General features: G+C 44.1%; 13 protein-coding genes. 10 read left to right on the top strand and 3 right to left on the bottom strand.

What is annotated here, in order from left to right:
• The first annotated feature begins 6 nt into the window (after nucleotides 1–6).
• The 10 genes from ANCC_RS03360 (at nucleotide 7) to ANCC_RS18060 (ending at nucleotide 11795) form a co-directional block, all read left to right on the top strand.
• On the top strand, nucleotides 7–2049 hold the full coding sequence (locus ANCC_RS03360; RefSeq protein ID WP_233458268.1) for an InlB B-repeat-containing protein: 2043 nt from the start codon (nucleotides 7–9) through the stop codon (nucleotides 2047–2049).
• A gap of 155 nt (nucleotides 2050–2204) precedes the next feature.
• Complete coding sequence (locus ANCC_RS03365) at nucleotides 2205–3179, top strand: helix-turn-helix domain-containing protein (protein ID WP_006567405.1); 975 nt, start codon at nucleotides 2205–2207, stop codon at nucleotides 3177–3179.
• 447 nt (nucleotides 3180–3626) lie between these two features.
• The gene (locus ANCC_RS03370; protein WP_039947032.1) at nucleotides 3627–4001 is read left to right on the top strand and encodes a hypothetical protein; all 375 of its coding nucleotides are present in this window, start codon (nucleotides 3627–3629) and stop codon (nucleotides 3999–4001) included.
• Nucleotides 4002–4008: 7 nt separating this feature from the next.
• The gene (locus tag ANCC_RS03375) at nucleotides 4009–6021 is read left to right on the top strand and encodes an InlB B-repeat-containing protein (RefSeq protein ID WP_233458267.1); all 2013 of its coding nucleotides are present in this window, start codon (nucleotides 4009–4011) and stop codon (nucleotides 6019–6021) included.
• An 80-nt stretch (nucleotides 6022–6101) separates the two neighbouring features.
• A complete protein-coding gene (locus tag ANCC_RS03380) occupies nucleotides 6102–6677 on the top strand; it encodes a YdeI/OmpD-associated family protein (protein ID WP_006568742.1) in 576 nt (191 codons plus the stop codon).
• Nucleotides 6678–6829: 152 nt separating this feature from the next.
• Nucleotides 6830–7210, top strand: a complete 381-nt coding sequence (locus ANCC_RS03385; protein ID WP_006568741.1) for a hypothetical protein — start codon at nucleotides 6830–6832, stop codon at nucleotides 7208–7210.
• A 91-nt stretch (nucleotides 7211–7301) separates the two neighbouring features.
• A complete protein-coding gene (locus tag ANCC_RS03390) occupies nucleotides 7302–9224 on the top strand; it encodes an InlB B-repeat-containing protein (RefSeq protein ID WP_233458266.1) in 1923 nt (640 codons plus the stop codon).
• A 145-nt stretch (nucleotides 9225–9369) separates the two neighbouring features.
• Nucleotides 9370–9747 carry a hypothetical protein gene (locus ANCC_RS03395; RefSeq protein WP_156340656.1) on the top strand — a complete coding sequence of 126 codons (378 nt, stop codon included), beginning with the start codon at nucleotides 9370–9372 and terminating at the stop codon, nucleotides 9745–9747.
• A gap of 136 nt (nucleotides 9748–9883) precedes the next feature.
• Entirely contained in the window at nucleotides 9884–10663 is a 780-nt protein-coding gene (locus tag ANCC_RS17570) for a hypothetical protein (protein WP_022261183.1), read from the top strand.
• Between the two features lie 61 nt (nucleotides 10664–10724).
• Nucleotides 10725–11795, top strand: a complete 1071-nt coding sequence (locus tag ANCC_RS18060) for an InlB B-repeat-containing protein (protein ID WP_006568738.1) — start codon at nucleotides 10725–10727, stop codon at nucleotides 11793–11795.
• A 186-nt stretch (nucleotides 11796–11981) separates the two neighbouring features.
• Here ANCC_RS18060 and ANCC_RS03405 read toward each other — a convergent pair whose 3' ends face one another.
• From ANCC_RS03405 to ANCC_RS03415, 3 genes are read right to left on the bottom strand one after another with little or no spacing between them, the layout of a single operon-like run.
• Nucleotides 11982–12641 carry a CoA transferase subunit B gene (locus tag ANCC_RS03405; RefSeq protein ID WP_006568737.1) on the bottom strand — a complete coding sequence of 220 codons (660 nt, stop codon included), beginning with the start codon at nucleotides 12639–12641 and terminating at the stop codon, nucleotides 11982–11984.
• The gene (locus ANCC_RS03410) at nucleotides 12641–13360 is read right to left on the bottom strand and encodes a 3-oxoacid CoA-transferase subunit A (protein ID WP_009289219.1); all 720 of its coding nucleotides are present in this window, start codon (nucleotides 13358–13360) and stop codon (nucleotides 12641–12643) included. The genes ANCC_RS03405 and ANCC_RS03410 overlap by 1 nt, the downstream gene beginning before the upstream one ends.
• Before the next feature lie 27 nt (nucleotides 13361–13387).
• Nucleotides 13388–14182, bottom strand: coding sequence for an enoyl-CoA hydratase/isomerase family protein (locus tag ANCC_RS03415; RefSeq protein WP_006568735.1), 795 nt, complete (start codon nucleotides 14180–14182; stop codon nucleotides 13388–13390).
• Nucleotides 14183–14352 lie beyond the last annotated feature (170 nt).

Here is a 14352-nt window from a genome sequence, read left to right on the forward strand (position 1 = left end):
ACATCTTTGAACCCCAAAGGCTACCGGATTACAGGTACAACCACTTCGAATATTATAAAAGTAGAACCGGACGTTACGACGGACATTACTCTGGATAATGTCAGTGTAACCAGCAGCGGAACTAAAAATTGCATGGACGTGTCCCATGCCAATGTAACGATTACACTGGTCGGGAATAACCTTTTGTCCTGCGGAGCGACAGCTTATGGCGCTTTGGTCAAGGACGGAATGGACGATACCAGATTAATCATTCAGTGTGAACATGCAGATGAAAAAGGACATACGTGTTCCGAAGGGACATGCGGAAAACTAAGAGCCGAGGGAACAGTGGAACATGCAACGGCAATCGGAAATATTACTTCAAACCGGACCATTGGCTCAGAAGCGGGATTTTCTAATCTGACCATCAGAGGCGGTATTGTGGAAGCACAGGCAGGAGGCCACAACTGTGCGATTGGAGCAGCCTGCGGAAGTTATACACACAATTCTGCAACGGATCAGAATAAATATGCCAAAAATATCAGGATCGAAGGAGGAGTCGTAACAGCCAGAGGAGGGAAAGACTGTGCCGGGCTTGGAGGCGGCAGAGCCACTCCGGTGGACGGCATTTATATTACGGGAGGGACGGTGTATGCATCCGGAGGCGCCCATTCTCCGGGGATCGGTTCAGGAGGGATCAGTTCAGACGCAGGCGGTGCTGACATGAATGATCCTGAGTCGATGAATGCGTCAAATATTCAAATTACAGGAGGAGATACTCTTGTTATAGCCGTTGGTGATAAAGATACCGCTATGCCGGGGATTGGCTGCGGCCGGAAGTATGACAATAAAGTGAAAGGTACGGCAGTGAATATTACTGCAGAACCGGATGCAGGATATCAGGGATATATTCAGGATGGCATTTCTGAGACAGAGTATAATTTTACAGCAGAATCTCCATTCCAGACAAAGCAGGATATTAAGGTGGATAAATATTTCACCATGGTTTATTTCGGCCCGTTCCGGGATGAAAATAAAATAAACTCAGAGACAAAAGAACAGCTGGGGGCCAATCATCTGATCAGCAAGACCGGAGGAAAAGGCTTTTCCGAGCAGCAGATCAAAGAGCTGGTGAAGGCAAACGGCAAGGACAAGGACGGAAATCCATTTGATACTAATGATTTTACCCTGCCGAACAAGGATCAGATGAATGTTATCAATGAGGCCAAAGAAAAAGGAGAAGTTGGGGATTATCAGCTGACCATTGCCACAGAAAACGGAACTCAGGTAACGGTTACGGTATCTTTAAGAGGAAACGGTACAGATGCTGCAGTGCCAGGGAGTGATACAGATTCCGGAATGATAGGTGCCAATGATGTAGAAAAAGAGACCGGAGGAAAAGGCTTTGAGATACAAGAGATTAAGGAACTGTGCGGGATCAAAGGAAAAAATAAAGATGGAAATAATCTGAAACTGGAAGATTTTAAAATTGATGAAGATCAGTTTCATGCAATCAATGAGGCAAAGACTTCAAAGAAGACCGGAAAGTTTCCGCTGACCTACGAGACGCCGGAGGGAGAGAAGGTAACGGTGGAAGTACTGCTCACCGGAACAGTGGAGATTTCATTTGACACTGGAGGAGGAACGAAGGCTCCGGAGATGCAGAGCATAGACAGCGGCCAAACAGTGGTAAAACCAACGGACCCGGCAAGAGAGGGATACGTTTTTGAAGGATGGTATTATACAGATAGAGAAGGGAACGAAGTCCTGTGGGATTTTGAAGAGCCTGTCTATGAAAATATAACTCTGAAAGCCAGATGGAAAGAAGTGCCAAAGACAGAAATTATAGAGCAGAATCAGATTACAACAGAAACGCCGGCAGATTCAGAACAGCCGACCACAGCAAAACAGCCGATGCCTGACTGGGAGTACAGCAAAAGGAAAAAGACAGAGAGGGCTCAAGAGAAAACAGCCAAAACCGGAGATAAAAAGGGAAGTCTGTTTTTCCTTATCCTCTTTGGAGGTTCATTGGCAGGGGCAGGAATTTTATTAAACAAGAAGATAAGATAAAACACATACCGGAATACTAATCAGATTAGTGTTCCGGTTTTTTGACAGGTATTGAGTAAAAAAGATAAGATATATAACAGCAAGTAAAATCAAGCAGAAGACAGTCTATTTCCTTATAATAAATTTAGGGTGGTTGAAACGAGGTGAACAGACGAATGTATGAGTGGCAGAGGCAGATCCAAGCGATCGTTGATGAAATTGACAGATGTATTATGAACTATAATGATGAAGCGCTGACACTGTGCTTTCTTTCCCGAAGGCTGGGTTATTCAGAGTTTTACACAACAAGAAAGTTTAAAGAAATATCGGGGATTCCGTTCAGGGATTATCTGCGGCTCAGAAAATTGGCCTTTGCGCTGAAAGAAGTGCGGGACAGTGAGAAAAGCATTTTGGATATTGCGTTTGATTATGGTTTTTCGTCACATGAAGCTTTTACGAGAGCCTTTAAGAGAACATACGGCGTGACTCCGAGTGAATACCGGAAAAGGCCGAAGCCAGTCGTTCTTCGTACAAAAATTACTCCGTTTGACCGCTACTTTTTTGGATTAGGAGAAATCGGCATGAAGAAATCTGAAGATGATATTAAAATTTATTTTGTAACGATTCCCGCACACAAATATTTGCATATTAAGAATTATGAGAGCAATGGGTATTGGGATTTTTGGCAGAAACAAAATCTCATTCCCGGACAGGATTATGAGACGATCTGTGGTCTGCTTGACAGCATCAAGGGAAAACTGGATGATGATGGAGGGAGTGAGCCTAACAGCGGCAGCGGCCAGATCATGGCATATATTAATGATCCGGACGGCAGGCTCTGTGACTGGGGTTTTCTGCGCACGGAGTCTCATGGTGTGCGTCTTCCGGCGGATTACACCGGCGAGGTACCGCCTCAGATGCAGCTGATGGATGTTCCCGAAGCCGAGTATGTAGTTTTCGAGCACGGTCCGTTCGATTATGAGCAGGAAAACCGAAGTGTGGAGGAAAAGATTGAAAAGGCAATGGCAGAATTTGATTTTGAAGGAACCGGATATCGCTATGACACGACTCCCGGCAGAATCATTTATTTTTATTTTAATCCGGAAAAACATTTTAAATATATCCGGCCGGTGCGAAAAGAAAAAAACTGATGACATTTTCCACACGATTTCCGTTCGGCTCTTAGAATGCCTTACTCCAATCATGTGGAAAATGGACATAATGTCTGTTGGAGAAGGGCCTCTGTCAAAAAAGGTGCCACTTTTCGAAAGTTATTTACCGCTATTGGAGGAGCGCATTTCAAAATCGCGACGGAAATAGTGGTAAATAACTTATACCTTATCGCGCAAAGCGCGCCCACCCGAAGGGTATAAAACACGGTGTGCCCTGTGGGTATACCTTATCGCGCAAAGCGCGTCCACCCGAAGGGTATAAAACACGGTGAACCCTGTGAGTATACAGCATCAGGCAGCAAAAATTCATTTTTGCTGCCTAGTTTTCTTTTTTATCGGAAAACTAACTTTTTTATAAAGGACGAGTACCTGATATAAAAACTCGAAGTGGAAAAGGAAAAATATTATAACAGGGGGATCACAAAGATGAGAAGGAAAAGACGAATCTGGATATTCGCTGTGGTATTAGCCATGGCGGCAGTTCAGGGAACTGTTTTTGCAGGGGCAGGGGCTCAGGATGTAGAGAGTTCAGTGGAAGCCATGACAGAGACAACGAAGACTGAAATGGTCCTGAATACAACAGGATCTGTGGAAACTGTAAAAGAGCAGAAAGATTTGCCAGAAGAGGTAAAACAAATTTCAGCCAAAGACCGAGAAGAAATTGACATGAAAAAAAGCAGTACGAGACAGGTCCAAAAGTCTGTAAAAAAGACGGCTGACGGACAGACATTGTTGGATGTAAGCAAAGGAAATATCACGATTACAAGCGCCGGAGCGACCGGGGGGGGGTACAAGCAGTGAGACATCTTTGAACCCCAACGGTTACCGGATTACGGGAACCACCACTTCGAATTGTATTAAGGTAGAGCCAGGTGTTACAACAGATCTTACTCTTGACAATGTCAGTGTGACGAGCAACAGCGGGAATAAAAATTGTATGGATGTGTCCCATGCTAATGTGACTATTACATTGGTAGGGAGTAACATACTTTCTTGTGGAATTCAGAGCTACGGAGCATTAGTGAAAGATGGAATGGATGACACAAAACTGATTATTCAATGCGAACACTCAGATGAGAAAGGACATCAGTGTACGGAAAATGCTTGTGGTTCTCTTGAGGCTAAGGGAACTGCGACACATGCAACAGCGATCGGAAATATTGTAAGAAATAGAACAGTAGCGGACGAGTCTGGATTTTCAAATTTGACGATCAAAGGAGGAATTATCAAAGCAAAAGCTGGCGAACATAACTGTGCTATCGGAGCTGCCTGTGGGAGTTTTACAAATGGTGGGAAATTTACGAAAAATATAAGGATTAGCGGAGGAATTGTTACTGCAGAAGGAGGAGAGGATTGTGCAGGCATAGGTGGAGGAAGGTTAACTCCTGTTAATGGAATCTATATAACGGGGGGAACTGTTTATGCAACTGGCGGAAAATATTCTCCTGGAATTGGTTCTGGAGGATTTGTTGATGGGACAGAGGATTTTATGCCTGAGGCTTATAATGTATCTAATATTATTATTAGCGGAGGAAATACCTTAGTCAGGGCAGTCGGAGATAAAACTACTGATGTACCGGGGATTGGCTGCGGTAAAGCAGGGAACGCTGTGATAGGCAGCGCTTCTAATGTAGCTGCAGTTCCAGACACCGGTTATCAGGGATATATCCAAGACGGAACATCCGAGACAGAATATGATTTTACAGAGGAATCACCATTTCAAGCTAAGCAGAATATTAAAGTAGACAAATATTTTACGATGGTTTATTTTGGTCCGTTCCGGGATGAAAATAAGATTAATCCGAATAATAAGGAACAACTGGGAGCTAATCATATTATCAGTAAAACCGGAGGAGAGGGATTCACCGGGGAGCAGCTCAAAGAGCTGGCGAAAGCAAACGGGAAGGACAAAGACGGGAATCCATTTAACTTAGAAGATTTTACTCTGCCCAATCAAGATCAGATCAATAACATTAATGAGGCAAAGAAGAACGGAGAGGTCGGAGATTACCAGCTGACGATTTCCACAGAAAATAACACTCAGGTAACGATTACTGTCTCTTTGAGAGGAAACGGAACCGATGCAGCAAAGCCGGACGGAGGAACCGAGTCCGGCATGGTGGGAGCCAACGACGTGGAAAAAGAGACCGGAGGGAAGGCATTTGAAGAGGATGAAATCAAAGAACTGTGCGGGATCAAAGGCAAAGATAAAGACGGAAATAATCTGAAACTGGAAGAATTTAAGATTGATGAAGGCCAGCTGAAAGCTATTAATGAAGCCAAGACATCCAAAAATACAGGAAAGTTTCCGCTGACCTATGAGACACCGGATGGAGAAAAGGTGACGGTAGAAGTGCTGCTCACAGGAACTGTGGAAGTATCTTTTGATACAAATGGAGGCAGCAAACCACCGGAAATGCAGAGCACGGACAGTGGGAAGAAGATATCAAAGCCAGAAGACCCGGTAAAAGACGGATATACATTTGAGGGCTGGTATTACACAGACAAAGAGGGAAATGAAACAGAGTGGAACTTTGATGATCCAGTGTATGAAAATATGACATTAAAAGCCAGATGGAAAGAAGTACCCACAACAGAGACCACAGAGCAGAGTATGCCTACAACGGAAACAAAGACAAAATCAGCATCTACAACTGAAAAGTCTGTACCGGACTGGGAATACAGCAGACGAAAAATCTCAGAACAGACTGTCTCAAGAACAGCAAAAACAGGGGATGAGACAAATATAGTTTATTGTTTGATAGCTTTGGGAGCTTCTTTGTCTTGTATCATTTTAGCTAAGAAAAAGTTATTTCGATGACTGGCACAGAGTTGTTTGACAATTTCGTGAACAGAGATTAAGATAAAAGAAAATTCAAGTATCGGACGAACAGTAATCAGATGGAGGACTATATTGTGGGTGAAATACTGAAATTTTCTAATAGAGAGGGCTTTCGTAACTGGCTATCAGATCATTGTGTTTCCAGTGAGGGTGTATGGCTGTTATTCGGCAAGGCAGGCGGACCGAAAACCATTAAAGCAGGTGAGGCACTTGAGGAAGCTCTCTGTTTTGGATGGATTGACGGACAAATGAAACGTATTGATGAGACGAGTTACAAAAAGTATTTTTCTTCGCGCAGGAAAAACAGCAAATGGTCTGAGAAGAACAAAGTGCTGGCCAAGAAACTTGAAAAGCAAGGAATGATGACTGATCATGGCAAGGAAAAGATAAAGCAGGCTAAAGAAAATGGTCAATGGGATGCTCCCCAAAAACCAGTAATTACAGAGGAAGAAATCGATGTTTTATCTGCTCTGCTGAGAGCATATGAACCGGCTTACTCCAATTTTCAGCAGATGTCCCCGTCGGTAAAGAAGACATATACGCGGGCATATTTTGATGCAAAAACGGATGCCGGAAGGGAGAAACGTATAAGCTGGATGGTCGGCCGGCTTAATAAAAATTTAAAACCTATGTAAAGCTACATATATTATGATAAAGCCAGGCAGCGATATTTTGCTGTCTGGTTTTATTTGAGGCAAAAGGGAACTAACTTTTTAATAAAGGACCAGTACCTGATATAAAAACCAAAAACTCGAAGTGGAAAAATAATAACAGGGGGATCACAAAGATGAAGAAGAAAAGAAGAATCTGGATATTTGCTGTGGCTGTGGCCATGACAGCAGTTCAGGGGACTGTTTTTGCAGAGGCTCAGGAGACTGGAAGTCCAGTGGAAGCCGTAAAAGAAACAATTTCGGAAACAACAGAATCTGAACAGATTTTGGATACAAAAGCACTTATGGAGAATTTAAAGGATCAGATAAATCTGTCGGAAGAGGCAAAACATATTTCAAACGAAGATCAGAGAGAAATCGACATTAAAAAACCCAGTAAGAAACAAGTGCAGAAGACTGCAAAAAAGACGGCTGAAGGACAGACATTATTAGACGTAAGCAAAGGAAGTATCATGATTAAAAGTACCGGAGCGACCGGGGGGGGGTACAAGCAGTGAGACATCTTTAAACCCCAAAGGCTATCGGATTACGGGTACAACCACTTCGAATAATATTAAAGTAGAATCAGGTATTACAACGGACATTACATTGGATAATGTCAGCGTGACCAGCAACAGCGGAAATAAAAACTGTATGGACGTTTCTCATGCCAATGTGAGCATTACATTGGTGGGAAGCAACACACTTTCTTGTGGGATTACAGGTTATGGAGCGCTGGTGAAAGACGGAATGGATAATACTGAATTGATTATTCAGTGTGAACATGCAGGTGAAAAAGGGCATCAGTGTACAGAAGAATTCTGTGGGTCTCTTGAGGCTGAAGGGACTGTAACGCATGCAACGGCTATTGGAAATATTACAAAAAATAGAGAAATAGAAGATGAGTCCGGATTTTCAAATTTGACGATTAAAGGAGGCATTATTAGAGCAAAAGCTGGTGAACATAATTGTGCTATAGGAGCTACTTGTGCGAGCTTTATAAAGAGTGGAAAATATACAAAAAATATATGTATCAATGGGGGAATTGTAACAGCAGAAGGAGGAGATTATTGCGCTGGTATAGGAGGTGGAGGAGGAGTCCCCGTTGATGGAATATACATAACAGGTGGGACAGTTTACGCGTATGGAGGCAAAAATGCACCTGGAATAGGTTCTGGTGGAAGTGTTGATCCGAGCCTATCCTCTTATTTCCAGATATCAAATGTTATAATTAGTGGAGGGAATACTTTAGTGAGGGCAGTTGGTCATAAAGATTCTGATATGCCTGGGATTGGCTGTGGAAAATCCGATCTGGGAGTAACTGGAGAGGTAAGAAATGTTGTAGCGGTTCCTGATACAGGATATCAAGGTTATATACAAGACGGCATTTCTGAAACAGAATATAACTTTACAGATGAATCACCTTTTCAGGAGAATCAAGATATCAAGGTAGACAGATATTTTACCGTGGTCTACTTCGGACCATTCCGTGACGAAAATAAAATAAATTCGGATACGAAAGAACAGCTGGGAGCCAATCATATCATCAGCAAGACCGGAGGAGAGGGATTCACCGGAGAACAGCTCAGGGAGCTGGCGAAAACAAATGGGAAGGACAAAGACGGAAATCCGTTCAATTTAGATGATTTTATCCTGACGAATCAAGATCAGATCAATGCCATCAATGAAGCCAAGAAGAACGGAAAAATCGGAGACTATCCGCTGACTATCGCCACAGAAAATAACACTCAGGTAACGATTACGGTCTCTCTCAGGGGAAACGGAACAGATGCAGCGAAACCGGACGGCGGAACTGAAACCGGCATGGTGGGAGCCAACGACGTGGAGAAAGAGACCGGCGGAAAGGCGTTTGAAGAAGAGGAGATCAAAGAACTGTGCGGAATCAAAGGCAAAGACAAAGACGGAAACAACTTCAAGCTGGAAGACTTTAAGATAGATGAAGAGCAGTTAAAAGCAATCAATGAAGCCAAAACCTCTAAAAATACAGGAAAGTTCCCGCTGACCTATGAGACCCCGGGCGGAGGAAAAGTTACGGTGGAAGTGCTGCTCACAGGAACGGTCGAAATATCTTTTGACACAAATGGAGGAAGCAGACCGCCGGAAATGCAGAGTACAGACAGCGGTAAAAAAGTAGTAAGACCAGAAGATCCGGTAAGAGAAGGCTATGTATTTGAAGGCTGGTATTACACAGACAAAGATGGAAACGAAACAGAGTGGAATTTTGAAGATCCTGTCTATGAGAATATAACATTAAAAGCTAAGTGGAAGGAAGTACCCAGAACAGAGGACACAGAACAGACCATGTCTACGACAGAAACGAAGACCGAATCAGTAAAACCATCTACAACTGAGAAAACCATCCCGGACTGGGAGTACAGCAAACGAATGAAGTCAGAACAGACTGTTACAAGAACTGCGAAAACCGGAGATGAAACAAAAGTCTTATATCTCTTTATGATCTTTGGAGTATCTCTGACAGGGGCAGGATTGATCTATAAGAAAATGAAATAATTGCAGCTGGAGCACCGCAGTATGATGCTCCGGCTTTTTGTGATTAAAATTTGCATATAAAATCTAACTATCCATAATCCAAACCGGACCTGATATAAAAACTGTGAAGTGGAAAAGGCAAATTTAATGCAGGGGGATCACAAAAATGAAGAAAAGAAAACGTATATGGATGATTTCCATGGTGTTGGCGATTACGGCAGCACATGGAACAATTTTAGCTGAAGCTCAGGAGACAGAAGGCTCAGTGGAAGCCATAACACAGACAACAGAGGATGGGACAGAACTTGACACAAAAATACTGATGGAAACTGTAAAAGAGCATATTGACTTGCCAAAAGAAACAGAACAGGTTTCAGGTTGTAAACCGACAGAAGACGCTGTAAAAAAGGGTTCTGTTCAACAGGTGAAACAAGTTCAGAAACCTGTAAAAAAGACAGCCGACGGGCAGACCTTATTGGACGTGAGCAAAGGAAATATCACGATTAAGAGCTCCGGAGCGACCGGGGGGGGGTACAAGCAGTGAGACATCTTTAAACCCTCTGGGCTACCGGATTATCGGAAAAACCACTTCATATTATATAAAAGTCGAAGCAGGAGTCACGACAGATATTACATTGGACAATGTCAGTGTCACCAGCAACAGCGGAAGCAAAAACTGCATGGACGTTTCACATGCCAATGTGACAATTACATTGGTGGGGAACAACATGCTTTCTTGTGGTGTACAGAACTATGGAGCCTTAGTGAAAGAAGGCATGGATAAAACTGAGCTTATCATTCAGTGTGAACATGCAGGAGAGAAGGGGCATCAGTGCGATAAAGACACCTGTGGTTCTTTGGAGGCAAAAGGAACCAAAATGCATACAACGGCCATCGGAAATATCATTGCAAACAGAACAGTAAAGGAAGAATCCGGATTTTCCAATCTGACCATCAAAGGCGGTATTGTTAATGCACAGGCAGGAGAACATAACTGTGCCATCGGCGCAGCCTGCGGAAGTTATGCCAATGGGGGAACCGATACAAAACAATATGCAGAAAATATTCGCATAGAGGGAGGTATCATCACTGCGAAAGGGGGAACCCTCTGCGCAGGCATCGGAGGAGGAAAGGTAACTCCGGTAGACGGAATCTATATTACGGGAGGAACAGTTTATGCGTCCGGAGGGAAATATTCTCCCGGTATCGGGTCCGGTGGTGCTGAGACGACGGAGTCAGAATGGGAGAAAACACCGGAGGGCTTCAATGTTTCCAACATCGTTATCAGCGGAGGCAGCACGCTGGTCAAAGCTGTCGGTGACAAGAATACATCTATGCCGGGAATCGGATGCGGTAAATACGGTACGAAGACACCAGGTACTGCGACAAACATATGCGCAGTCCCGGACTCTGGCTATCAGGGCTACATCCAGGACGGGACTTCTGAGAACAGAGTATGATTTTACAGAGGAATCCCCATTTCAGGAGCAGCAGGATATTAAGGTAGATAAATATTTTACGATGGTTTACTTTGGTCCATTCCGGGATGAAAATAAAATTGATCTGGACAGCAGAGAACAGCTGGGTGCGAACCATGTGATCAGCAAAACCGGCGGTGAAGGGTTTACTGACGAACAAATCAAAGAACTGACGAAAGCAAACGGGAAAGACAAGGACGGCATTCCATTTGATCTGGAAGATTTTACACTGCCCGACAGGGATCAGATCAATGTCATCAATGAGGCCAAGAAAAACGGAGAGATTGGTGACTATCCTCTGACAATCGCAACAGAACAGGGCACTCAGGTAGTCATTACAGTCTCTTTGAGAGGAAATGGAACGGATGTGACGGCTCCGGACAGCGGAACTGCATCCGGCATGGTAGGGGCTAATAATGTGGAAAAAGAGACCGGAGGAGAAGGTTTCGGAGTAGAAGAAATAAAAGAGCTGTGCGGTGTAAAGGGCAAAGACAAGGATGGGAATAATTTAAAGCTGGAAGATTTTAAGATAGACGAAGAACAGCTGAAAGCCATCAACCAGGCAAAAACATCAAAGAATACAGGGAAATTTCTATTGACCTATGAGACACCGGAAGGGGAAAAAGTGACAGTGGAAATCTTGCTTACTGGAACAGTGGAAGTATCCTTTGACACAGATGGAGGCAGCGAACCGCCCCAAATGCAGACCGCGGACAGCGGAAAGAAGGTACAAAAACCTGAAGATCCGGTAAAAGCGGGTTATGTATTAGAAGGCTGGTATTATACAGACAAGGATGGAAACGAAACAGAATGGAACTTTGGAGATCCGGTGTATGAAAATATGACGCTGAAAGCAAAATGGAAAGAAGAGCCTAAGAGAACAGAATCAACATCGGAGGAATCTGGGACAACTGCGGAGAATGGGTTTGAGACAGAAGAAAACGAAGACAGGACAGTAAAGAAACAGGCACCTAAATGGGAGTATCAAAAAAGAGTAAGAAAGAAGACAGAGCCTATGGCAAAGACCGGAGATTCGGCAGATATACAATTCTTGATTCTGATTCTTGGAATTTCATTGGTGGGCATTCAGGTAATAAAGAGAAGCAGGGAATAGAATTATAAATAACAGGCAGCAAATTTTTAGAATTTTGCTGCCTGTTTCCAAAATAAAAATTTATTACTGCCGTTTATGCCGCGCATTTGTTTGATAGGTGCTTATCCAGCAGATATTACGTCCATTTTCTGCATGATTGGAGTGAGGCATTATAAGTGCCGAACGGAAATTATGTAGAAATTGCCATTATTCCATAACTCCCACTTCATCAGGCACGATCACATCAGCCTCTGTGCAGGCGAGAATGTCTTCCACCGTATAGCCGGGAGCTAATTCTCTGAGGACCAGCCCCTCGTCCGTCACCTCAAAATAACACCGTTCGGTTACGATGTCAGTGACACATTTAGCTCCGGTCAGAGGAAGAGTGCACTTTTTTAGGATCTTAGAAGCGCCGCTCTTTTCACAGTGATCAGTAGCAACAATAATCTTTTTTACACCGGCGCAGAGATCCATTGCGCCGCCCATGCCCGGGGCAAGTTTGCCGGGAATGGTCCAGTTGGCTATATTTCCTTCCTGATCTACCTGCAGCGTTCCGAGTACGGTTGCGTCAACATGGCCGCCGCGGATGAAAGCAAAAGAAGTCGTGTGGTCACAAATACTGCCTCCTTTGATGATGGAAGCAGGCTGGCCTCCCGCATCAATAATATCCGGATCTGCATCCTCCCACTTTGGTGTGGAACCGCAGCCGACAATGCCGATCTCGGCCTCCAGCCAAAGTTCTACACCCTCCGGCAGATAGTTGACACACATCATGGGAACCCCGATTCCTAAATTAACAAAATCTCCGTCTTTAAAAAATCTCGCACAACGGGATGCGATCAGTGCACGTCCAGTAAGTCCTGCCATTACTTTCCACCTCCTTCTGCTTTTGCTCTCGCACGCTGCCACATCGGACAGAAAGGTTTCTTTTCGCCGGTTCTTACGTAAACCATATCGATGATTGGAGCAGGCACATCAATATCATCAGGACCTAATTCTCCTACTTCAACCAATTCTTCAACCTCGACAATGACGATATCTGCTGCAAAAGCCATGTAGCTGTTAGTGGCTCTTCCGGTGTATCGGAAAGCGATATTTCCGATCGTATCGGCTTTCCATGCCTTGATCAGAGCAACATCTGCGTGGAGCGGAAGCTCCAGGAGATATTCTTTCCCATCAATGGTCAGTTTCTGTTTTCCTTTCTCGATATCTGTTCCCACGCCTGTGGGAGTAAGGCAGCCGCCCAGACCTGCTCCGCCGCAGCGGATGCGTTCTGCAAAAGTACCCTGTGGAACAAATTCTACATTTAACTCACCCGCAAACATTTGATCACGGGCTTCCGGATTCAGACCGATGTGGGTTGTAATCAGATCCTTTACCAGCTTTTCGTGGATCAGCCTTCCGAGTCCCTGGTCAGGCATACCGCCGGATACAGCGATAGCGGAAATGTCTTTTACCCCTTTTTCCAGCATTCCGGTAATCAGCTCTTCTGCAGAGTGCTCTCCATGCCAGTCGCCAAACATGATCGTCTGGCCGTCATGGAATTTTGCGATTGCTTCTTCTTTAGACACTACTTTTGAGATCAATATCGTTACCTCCTTTCAGTGTGCTGCCTATTTTCCCTGGAACTCAGGTTTCCGTTTTTCCATGAATGCAGAACAGCCTTCTTTGAAGTCTTCTGTATTGGAACACTCATGCTGCGTTGGGATTTCCACATCATCCAGATAGCGTTCGTAATCAGAGAATGCCGCAGCATAGATCTGTTTCTTGATATTTTTATAGGATACCTGTGGTCCGGATGCTAATCTTTTGGCAAATTTGTAAACTTCCGCATCCAGATCTTCTTTTGCAGTGACTTTATAAACAAAACCAAGGTCTTTGGCCTCCTGGGCATCTACAGGACGTCCGGTGGCACACAGTTCCATCGTCTTTTTTTCGCCGATCTCTTTTGCAAGAAGATAAGCACCGCCGGTATCCGGAACGAGCCCGATGTTTACAAATGCCATAATAAACTTTGCGTTGTCTGCCGCAATGATGAAATCGCCGGAAAGAGCAAGACTGAAACCTGCACCTGCCGCAGCGCCGCTGACTGCTACAATGACCATCTTACTCATGGATTTCAGGCCATTTGTAACCTTTCCAACTTTGCCGATGAGTCCGTCCATATTGATGTCGCCGCCGCTTTTGATCAGGTCATAAAAATAGCCGATATCACCGCCGGCCGAAAATGCTTTCGGTGCGCCCTTTAATACCACAACCCTGGCATCCGGATCTGACTCAGCCTTTTCTACGGCATAAATCAGTTCATCTGCCATCTGTTCGTCGATGGCATTTAAGTTTTTCGGATAGTCCATTGTTATAGTCGCAATTCCGTCTGCCACATCATAATGCAGTTTCTGAAGTTCCATCGCAGTCCCTCCTTTTTGGGGTATAAAATTGTATGGATACGATCGACAAAATCCTCCTTTCCAATGTCTTTATAGTCCGTTCTTAATATGAGTTGATAACTATATTTTACTCCTAATGACAGATAAAAACAAGAATAATCAGACTTTTTAATGGCATAAATATGGAGAAA

The organism is Anaerostipes caccae L1-92, from assembly GCF_014467075.1.
Classification (GTDB): Bacteria; Bacillota; Clostridia; order Lachnospirales; family Lachnospiraceae; genus Anaerostipes; species Anaerostipes caccae.

Coding starts and splice junctions, on each gene's coding strand:
- ANCC_RS03365 (WP_006567405.1), top strand. CDS start 2,205: ATGTATGAGTGGCAGAGGCAGATCCAAGCGATCGTTGATGAAATTGAC.
- ANCC_RS03370 (WP_039947032.1), top strand. CDS start 3,627: ATGAGAAGGAAAAGACGAATCTGGATATTCGCTGTGGTATTAGCCATG.
- ANCC_RS03380 (WP_006568742.1), top strand. CDS start 6,102: ATGGAGGACTATATTGTGGGTGAAATACTGAAATTTTCTAATAGAGAG.
- ANCC_RS03385 (WP_006568741.1), top strand. CDS start 6,830: ATGAAGAAGAAAAGAAGAATCTGGATATTTGCTGTGGCTGTGGCCATG.
- ANCC_RS03395 (WP_156340656.1), top strand. CDS start 9,370: ATGAAGAAAAGAAAACGTATATGGATGATTTCCATGGTGTTGGCGATT.
- ANCC_RS17570 (WP_022261183.1), top strand. CDS start 9,884: ATGGACGTTTCACATGCCAATGTGACAATTACATTGGTGGGGAACAAC.
- ANCC_RS18060 (WP_006568738.1), top strand. CDS start 10,725: ATGGTTTACTTTGGTCCATTCCGGGATGAAAATAAAATTGATCTGGAC.
- ANCC_RS03405 (WP_006568737.1), bottom strand. CDS start 12,641: ATGGCAGGACTTACTGGACGTGCACTGATCGCATCCCGTTGTGCGAGA.
- ANCC_RS03415 (WP_006568735.1), bottom strand. CDS start 14,182: ATGGAACTTCAGAAACTGCATTATGATGTGGCAGACGGAATTGCGACT.